This window comes from Chromobacterium sp. FG89 (genome assembly GCF_057808735.1).
Genome location: NZ_JBMDIQ010000048.1, coordinates 1 through 7903, shown reverse-complemented (window position 1 = coordinate 7903; position 7903 = coordinate 1). Strand labels below are relative to the sequence as shown.

General features: G+C 63.6%; 6 protein-coding genes. 4 read left to right on the top strand and 2 right to left on the bottom strand.

The window, feature by feature from the left end:
* Nucleotides 1-432 precede the first annotated feature (432 nt).
* The 3 genes from yedE (at nucleotide 433) to ACODRW_RS23980 (ending at nucleotide 3554) form a co-directional block, all read left to right on the top strand.
* The gene (yedE, locus tag ACODRW_RS23990) at nucleotides 433-1644 is read left to right on the top strand and encodes a selenium metabolism membrane protein YedE/FdhT (RefSeq protein ID WP_227108292.1); all 1212 of its coding nucleotides are present in this window, start codon (nucleotides 433-435) and stop codon (nucleotides 1642-1644) included.
* Nucleotides 1641-1880: a sulfurtransferase-like selenium metabolism protein YedF gene (gene yedF, locus ACODRW_RS23985; RefSeq protein WP_019100738.1), complete on the top strand. Its 240-nt coding sequence runs from the start codon at nucleotides 1641-1643 to the stop codon at nucleotides 1878-1880. The genes yedE and yedF overlap by 4 nt, the downstream gene beginning before the upstream one ends.
* A gap of 138 nt (nucleotides 1881-2018) precedes the next feature.
* Nucleotides 2019-3554, top strand: a complete 1536-nt coding sequence (locus ACODRW_RS23980; protein WP_488906874.1) for a DUF3472 domain-containing protein — start codon at nucleotides 2019-2021, stop codon at nucleotides 3552-3554.
* Nucleotides 3555-3718: 164 nt separating this feature from the next.
* On the opposite strand, the gene ACODRW_RS23975 is transcribed toward ACODRW_RS23980, so the two are convergent.
* Both ACODRW_RS23975 and pbpC read right to left on the bottom strand, forming a co-directional pair.
* On the bottom strand, nucleotides 3719-4756 hold the full coding sequence (locus ACODRW_RS23975) for a patatin-like phospholipase family protein (protein WP_488906873.1): 1038 nt from the start codon (nucleotides 4754-4756) through the stop codon (nucleotides 3719-3721).
* A gap of 73 nt (nucleotides 4757-4829) precedes the next feature.
* On the bottom strand, nucleotides 4830-7082 hold the full coding sequence (pbpC, locus tag ACODRW_RS23970) for a penicillin-binding protein 1C (protein ID WP_488906872.1): 2253 nt from the start codon (nucleotides 7080-7082) through the stop codon (nucleotides 4830-4832).
* A gap of 248 nt (nucleotides 7083-7330) precedes the next feature.
* On the opposite strand from pbpC, the gene ACODRW_RS23965 reads away from it, so the two are divergent.
* A complete protein-coding gene (locus tag ACODRW_RS23965; protein WP_227108299.1) occupies nucleotides 7331-7858 on the top strand; it encodes an inclusion body family protein in 528 nt (175 codons plus the stop codon).
* Nucleotides 7859-7903 lie beyond the last annotated feature (45 nt).

The window sequence follows — 7903 nt, the reverse complement described above, 5'->3', positions numbered from 1 at the left end:
TGAGCAGGCGCTGGTCCTGGTTGAAGGCGGAGGCGAAGCTGGCGAGCAGGGTGCTTAAGTCCATGGGTTCAGGGCTCTATCTGGCGAAGGTTTGCGAGCAAGCGTTCAGGCGCCGTAGCGGCGGCATCGTGGCTTACGCGATAGCTGTTGATAGTTATTGTTAAAAAGCGAGCTTATTCTATGTGTTTTTACTGCCCCGCACAAAGGCTTTGATGCCAAAGGGATTTGGTTTTAATCAGTACCAGCCGGCAAGCCCGACGCGCGTCCGCCGTGCCGCGTCAGATCAAGTCCGGTCGGCTTTGGGTTTGCCTGCGATAGGCGGCGGGTGAGACAATCCGGCGCTGACATGGTTCACGCACTGTTCTACAATGCCAACCGTATATTTTTGACCCTGCCCGCGGGCAGGTTTTTTTATTGGGAGACGTCTGAGCCATGACTTGGCAGGATTTCAAGACGCAATACCTGGTGCGTTTCTGGGCGCCGGTGCCGGCGGTGATCGCCGCCGGGGTGTTGTCCGCTTATTATTTCGGCATTACCGGCACTTTCTGGGCGGTGACCGGGGAGTTCACGCGCTGGGGCGGCCACGCCTTGCAGCTGTTTGGCTTCCATCCGGAAACCTGGGGCTATTTCAAGGTGATCCATCTTGAGGGCACGCCGCTGGACCGTGTGGACGGCATGATGATCATAGGCATGTTCGCCGGCTGTCTGTCCGCGGCCTTGTGGGCCAACAACGTCAAGCTGCGCATGCCGCATCATCGCGTCCGCATTGCGCAGGCGGTGCTGGGCGGCTTGATCGCCGGTTTTGGCGCGCGGCTGGCCATGGGCTGCAATCTGGCGGCCTTCTTCACCGGCATTCCGCAGTTTTCCCTGCATGCCTGGCTGTTTGCGCTGGCCACCGCGGCCGGTTCCTGGTTGGGCGCGCGCGTGACCATGCTGCCGGTGTTCCGCATTCCGGTGAAGCTGCAGAAGGTGAGCGCGCCGCAGCCCTTGCAGCAGCGCGAGGACCAGGCGCGGCGTCGTTTCCGCCTGGGCATGCTGATTTTCGTCGCCTTCACGCTGTGGGCGCTGGCCCGCACCTTCTCCATGCCCAAGCTGGGGCTGGCGGCCTTGTTCGGCCTGGCTTTCGGTCTGATCATCGAACGCGCGCAGGTGTGCTTCACCTCGGCCTTCCGCGATTTGTGGCTGACCGGCCGCACCCAGATGGCCAAGGCCATCATCGCCGGCATGGCGGTGAGCGTGATCGGCGTGTACAGCTATGTGCAGCTGGGCGTGCCGCCCAAGATTCTGTGGGCCGGCCCCAATGCGGTGATAGGCGGGGTCTTGTTCGGCTTCGGCATCGTGCTGGCCGGCGGCTGCGAAACCGGCTGGATGTATCGCGCGGTGGAGGGCCAGGTGCATTACTGGTGGGTGGGGCTGGGCAATATCGTCGGCGCCACCTTGCTGGCGGCGTGGTGGGACGATATCGCGCCGGCGGTGGCCACTGATTACGCCAAGGTCAACCTGCTGGCGGTGTTTGGCCCGCAAGGCGGCCTGGTGCTCACTTACGCGATGTTGGCGCTGGCGATGCTGGCGGTGATGTGGTGGGAAAAACGCTTTTTCGCCAATAAGGCGCAGGCGGCTAGATTCAGCAAGGAGGCGGCATGAGCAAGCAGAGTTATACCCCAAATTACCGTTTGGACATGATGGGCGAGCCCTGCCCGTATCCGGCGGTGGCCACGCTGGAGGCGATGCCGCAGCTTCAGCCGGGCGAAATCCTGGAGGTGGTGACCGATTGCCCGCAGTCGATCAACAACATCCCGCTGGACGCCAAGAACCATGGCTACACCGTGCTGGAAATCCAGCAGGACGGCCCGACGATACGTTATCTGATCCAGCGTTGAGCCTGTGTAAATAGTGCCATTCCGCCGCTGGGGCGGAACCCGACGGCCTGTCGTTCACTCACTTATTAAGTGTTTTGGCGGCAGGCCGTTGTCGTATGCGGCCGGCCTTGGTTTCCCTTATTGAATAAAGGTGTTGCCATGTACTCATTCAGCCGCGGTCTCGCCCGCTTGGCTCTTGTCTGTGTTCCCATTGCGCCGGCGCTGGCCGGCACCGGTTCCGCCCATCTCAACTATTCCAATGTGTCCGCCGACATCCTGATGATGACGGTGAAGGTGTTGAACACGCATCAGCACACTTATTACGAGACCCTGGGCTGGAACGGCGGCCGCGATGCCGGCGGCTATACCGGCATTCAGAGCCACAACAACGGCGCGCCGGCCTATATCTTTTCAATCTGGGACCCGGTGTCGGTGCACGGCGTGCCGATACGCGCGGTGTACGCCAAGCCCGGCGCCAAGGTGGAGCGCTTTGGCGGAGAGGGCGAGGGGCTGAAGTATTTCGATTTGCAGACCAAGTGGACGCTGGGCCAGCCGGTAACGTCCCTGGTGCGCAATTGGCAGCAAAACGGCCACACTTACTTTGGCATGTGGACGCGGGACGCGGCCACGCGGATTTGGACCCATCACGCCACTTTCGATTTCCCGGCGGCCAATATCGACTTCGCCGCCCAGTCCGCCAACAGCTTCATCGAGAACTGGAGCGGCCAGGCCAAGGAGGTGACCCGCAGCGCCGAGTATTACGATGTCTGGGCGCGCGGCGCTCAGGGCTGGCAGGCGATCAATCGCGCCACGCCCACCGTCACGGAACTGACGCCGGCTCAGGCCAAGCAACACGCGGTGTCCGCGCAGGGCCGCTTTGTGATGCAGCAGGGCGCGCCGCTGGCCGGCTTCCAATCGCCGTTGATTTCCACCGCCCGGCGTCCGGCGGCGCCGGAAGCGGATCCGGCCAAGATCGATCAGTTGAACGCCGCTTACGACGCCGCCGCGCGCGCGGTGACGGCGAGCTGGCAAACCAGCCCCTATGGCGCGCCGCAGTTCAAATACCAGCTCAGCGTCAGCGACGCGGCCAGCGGCAAGATCCTGGCGCAGGGCGGCGAAATCGCCGGCGAGCGCCGCGCGGCCAGCTTGAAGCTGCCGGCGGGAACGCCGACGCCGGCCAAGCTGCAAGTGAATCTGACCGTGACCGACGTGCTGGACCGCAGCGACGCGCGCGCCGGCAAGCTGATAGACAGCAGCGCCGTCGGGCCGCAGGCGGGCAAGTCTTACCGGCTGCAGTCCCTGAGCAGCGGGCTGTGGCTGACGGTCAAGGACAATAGCGCGTCCGCCGGCGCGGCCGTCGTTCAGCAGGCCGCCGCCGGGCAAAACCAGGTGTGGCAGCTGGCCGCCAGCGGCGACGGCTATCAATTGATCGCCGCGCATTCCCGGCAGTGTCTGGACGTGGAGGGCGGCGCCAAGCAGGACGGCGGCAAGCTGATTCAGTGGCCGTGCAGCGGCCAGGCCAATCAGCGCTTCAGCCTGAAGGCGGACGGAGCCGGCGCGTACAGCCTGACGGGCGCGCAGGCCGGCAAATGCCTGGACGTGGCCAATGCCTCGTCCCTGGCCGGCCAGCAACTGATTCAATGGAGCTGCCACGGCGGCGCGAATCAGCGCTGGCGTTTGCTGGCCGCGGAGTGAGCGTAGCCCGCGCCGTCAGGCGCGGGCGGCTGTTACGATCTGCTGCGCTGCGGCGATACGGCATTGAAAACACCTTCGAAATGCTCATGTACCGCTTGATCATTCCGCTTTCTCAGCCGTTTTCGCCTTGTCTCGCTCTTGCTCGCGAGTCTTTGAGCCGCTTCTTAGCTTTCGCAGCTGGCGAGGAAGGCGCGGGTGGCGGCAGCGCCGGCCTGGAATAGCCGCTGATACTTGTCGTCGCCGGTCTTGATATTGAAGTCCGTGGCCAAGACGCCTTCGGTGGGGATATTGATGCTGCGCGCCTGATCCCGCGGCGAATACTGATAGTTCAGGTTTTGCGCTTGCCAGGCGCTCTGGGCGATGTTCTGGATGTGCTGGATCAGGTTGGCGTCCGATGACGGCTTGCCCGGCGGCGCGTCGAAACGGGCGCCGAAGGTTTTCTCCTCCTCCTCATCTTCTCCCTGCTTGGGCTTTGCTGGGTACTTGTCGTCGAAGAAGTTGATCGGGTAGTTCCAGATGGTGCCGCCGTCGACGAATACGCCGGTTGGCTGGCCGGGGTAGCTGAAGTTCTGCGCTTCGAAGAAGAAGGGGATGGACATGGAGATGCGTACCGCCTCGGCCACTTCCACGTCCGGCGTCAGCTCGGCGGAGAATATTCTGGCCTGATGGGCGTTGGCGTCGCAGCCTATCACGTGGAGCTGGCGGAAGGGCTGGTCGTTTTTGTGCAGCGCCGGCTTGGCGAAGTCGGCGAAGGTGTATTTCTTGTCCGGCCGGCCGTCCTTGAACTGGCTGGCGACCACGCCTTTCAGCCAGTGGTAGAAGTAGTCGCTGGAATACCAGCCTTTCTTGTTGAACAGGCGCAGCAGGCAGATGAAGTCTTCGAGCGAGACGTTTTTGGCGTGCGGCTGCAAGGCCAGCTGGGCCTGGAAGGCCTTGTGCGCGGCCTGCAGTTGCGGCGTGGCCGGCTCAGCCGCTTTTTGCGGGATCTTGCTGTAGTCCAGGGAGTCGGACAGTTCCTGGGTCTTGGCCGCGCTGAGGCGGAAACTGATCAGCATGGAGGAGATGGCGCCGGCGGAGGCGCCGACCACGCGCTGGATCTGCGCCAGCGCGCCGGCCCGCTCCAGTTCCTCCAGCATGCCCAGGTAGGCGATGCCCCAGACGCCGCCGCCGGACAGCGCCAGGTTTTCGAATGAATATTTCATATGCCGCTCCTTGTCGTTGAAATGGGAATGACTCGCCATTTATGTGTACGGCATGGCGCGGCGTTTGCCGCTATTAGTTGACGCGGGGCCCGGGCTTGCCGGCCTTTCGGCCAGGTGTGGCCACCGCGCCGCGCACTTCGAAACGGATTTTCTCCACCACCAGGCCCTTGGCGTCACGCAGTTCCAAGGCGTGGCGGCCGGGCCAGGGGAACCAGGCCAGACTGGCGCCGGCGCCCAGGCGCTTGCCGTTCAGCCACCATTGCGGGCGGGCCACGCCGCGCGCGCGCAATAACAGGCGCTGATTGGCCGGCGGAATGTCCGGGTCCAGCGCGTAGACGCTGCCGTCCACCGGCGCGGCGATGCCCGGCGCCTGGCTGGCGGCGCTGCCGCGCTCCGGCACGATCAGCGCGCGTTCGGTGCCGGCCAGGAACCATTCGCGGCGGCTGGCTTCCACATCCCCTTCATAACGCACGTTCTGGCTCACCACGCCGGCCGGCGGGGATGGCGGCAGGGAGGCCGGCGCGCCTTGCTGCGCGCGGTCCAGCACCGCCTGCCACACCGGCGCCGCGCCGTGCATGCCGGATACGTCCCACATCGGCTCGCCGGCGGCGTTGCCCACCCATACCGCCACCGTGCGCTGGCGCGAGAAGCCCACCGCCCAGTTGTCGCGCATGTCCTTGCTGGTGCCGGTCTTGACCGCGCTCCAGTAACGGGTGGACAGCGCGCTTTCCAGGCCGAAGGTGCGCGCGCGCGCGGTACGGTCGGACAGGATGTCGGCGATGATGAAGCTGCTGGCGGCGTCCAACTGCCGCTGCGGCTTGGGCTTGGGGTCCGCCAGCGTCCAGCGGGTCGGGCTGGCAAGGCCCTGATTGGCCAAGGTGCGGTAGGCGTTGGCCAGCTCCAGCAGGCGGATGTCGGCGGCGCCCAGCGCCAGGCTGAAGCCGTAATAGTCGCCGTCCTGCTGCAGGCTGCTCAGGCCCAGCCGGTACAGGCGGTCGCGCAGCGCGTTGGGGCCGACCATTTCGATGGCGCGCACCGCTGGCACATTGAGGGAGGAGGCCAGCGCGGTGCGCGCCGACACCAGGCCCTTGAAGTCCTTGGCGTAGTTTTGCGGCGCGTACAAGCCGGCGCCGGTTTGCAGGCTTAGCGGGCTGTCGTCGAGCAGGGAGGCGGCGCTCAGGTAGCGTCGCTCCAGCGCCAGCTGATAGAGGAAGGGCTTGAGGGTGGAGCCGGCCTGGCGCAGCGAGGTGACGCCGTCCACTTCGGCCGCGTTGGACAGGCCGCGGCCGCTGGAGCCCACCCAGGCCAGGATGTCGCCGCTGGCGTTGTCCAAGACCACCAGCGCGCCGTCCTGCACATTGCGCTGCGCCAGCGCGGCCAGGTGGCGGCGCAGCACCGAAGCGGCATAGCGCTGCAGGCCCAGGTCCAACGTGGAGGCGATGCGGCTGCCGGCCGTCAAGGGCTGGCGCTGCAGCAGTTTTTGGGCGAAGTGCGGCGCGTCCTGCTCCGCCAGCGGATTGGCGGCGCGGCTCTGCGCCAGCGCCTGGCGGGTGCGCACCGCCAGCGCCGCGCAATTGGGCTGGCGGCGCATGTCCTGCAGGATGCGGCAGGCGCGGGCGGCCACTTTGTCTGGTGCGGCGTTGGGCGCGCGGATCAGCGCCACCGCGATGGCGGATTCTTCCAGATTGAGGCCGGCCGGCAGTTTGCCGAACAAGGTGGCGGACAAGGCGGACAGGCCCACCAGCTCGCCGCGGAAGCCGACCAGATTGAGGTAGGCCTCCAGGATCTGCGCCTTGCTCCAGTGGGTTTCCAGCCAGGCGGCGGACCAGCCCTGGCCCATCTTCTGCCACAGGCTGCGGCCGTTGCGGCCCACCTTGAGATCGTTATCCAGCAGGCCGGCCAGCTGCATGGTCAGCGTGGACGCGCCGCGGGTGCGGGTGTTCCACAGATTGCCCCAGGCCGCGGCGGCCACGCCGGACCAGTCCACGCCGCTGTGCTGATAGAAGCGCCGGTCTTCCGACACCACCAGCGCGTGGCGGAAGGCCGGCGAGGTATCGGCCAGGCCCGCCCAGTCCAGCCGTCGGCCTTGCTTGTCCACCCGCAGCCGCTGCAGCGGCTGGCCGTTGCGGTCCAGCACCACCACGTCCGACGGCCGCCATTCGGCCTTGACCTGCTGAAAACTGGGCTGGGCCAGCGCCGGCGCGGCGGCGGCGCACAGAATCAGCGCGGCCAGCCACTTCCCTCCCTTTATGGAGGTTCGCTTCCAAAGGCAGGCTTGGCGTGGAGGTTTAGAGCGCAGCAGTCGAAGAGGGAGGATGCGCGTCATGTGCGAGACCGAGTTTGTGGCTGAGTGGATGGCATGAAAGTGGAGCATGCATTGCATGTGGCCTTTACGGCAAATAATTTTGATTGTGATATTACGTAATAAAACATTTTAATATGAAATTAACTCTATCTGTATGTTGTCAATTAGGTATTTGCACTAGGTTCTATTTTCTTGATCCTGTCGTATCAATAAATGGCCTTGGGGCGAAGCGGCCTCTCCTAATTAATGATCTACATGTGGAGGAAGGAATGAGTAATATTGTCAACATTGAAATGGTGTTCGATACGCAAACCATTCTCAACAAGTATCCTGGCCCAAGCCAAAACTCTGGCCAGCCAACTGGCATCGCCCATAAAGATGTTTACATGGTGGCGGAGAGCCGCTTTGTGACAGGCGGACAAGCTTCCGCTGATTTGGCGGTGAAGGCCGAGGTGGATGACGTGATCCGGTGGCGCGCACTGTCTTTGTCTTCAAACGTCAGCCAAAGCGTTATCGTTTACAAAATTCAAAAATTCTCCGGTAGTCAGGTGACCTCCATCCCGGTTCCGACCGAGTCCAGACCTTGGGTGCCCATTCCCAATCAGAATGCGGACAAAGTGGTGGACCCGCTGAATTATACGGCGCAACAAATTCCAAACTACTATCTTGGCTGCAACGTAACGGATACGGGCACTGAAAATTATCAGGTTTGGTTCTATATCACCGAGCAAGTAAGCGGCAATCAAGTTAAAACGCTTGGTTATTTCTATTGGGATCCCGTTATTCAGGTTTCTTGAAATATCAGATTTCATTGAAACCGAAGTGCCGGCAAGCTGTTCAGC

Excerpts from the sequence above, each read along its gene's own strand:
- yedE (WP_227108292.1), top strand. The coding sequence starts at position 433 with ATGACTTGGCAGGATTTCAAGACGCAATACCTGGTGCGTTTCTGGGCG.
- yedF (WP_019100738.1), top strand. The coding sequence starts at position 1,641 with ATGAGCAAGCAGAGTTATACCCCAAATTACCGTTTGGACATGATGGGC.
- ACODRW_RS23980 (WP_488906874.1), top strand. The coding sequence starts at position 2,019 with ATGTACTCATTCAGCCGCGGTCTCGCCCGCTTGGCTCTTGTCTGTGTT.
- ACODRW_RS23975 (WP_488906873.1), bottom strand. The coding sequence starts at position 4,756 with ATGAAATATTCATTCGAAAACCTGGCGCTGTCCGGCGGCGGCGTCTGG.
- pbpC (WP_488906872.1), bottom strand. The coding sequence starts at position 7,082 with ATGACGCGCATCCTCCCTCTTCGACTGCTGCGCTCTAAACCTCCACGC.
- ACODRW_RS23965 (WP_227108299.1), top strand. The coding sequence starts at position 7,331 with ATGAGTAATATTGTCAACATTGAAATGGTGTTCGATACGCAAACCATT.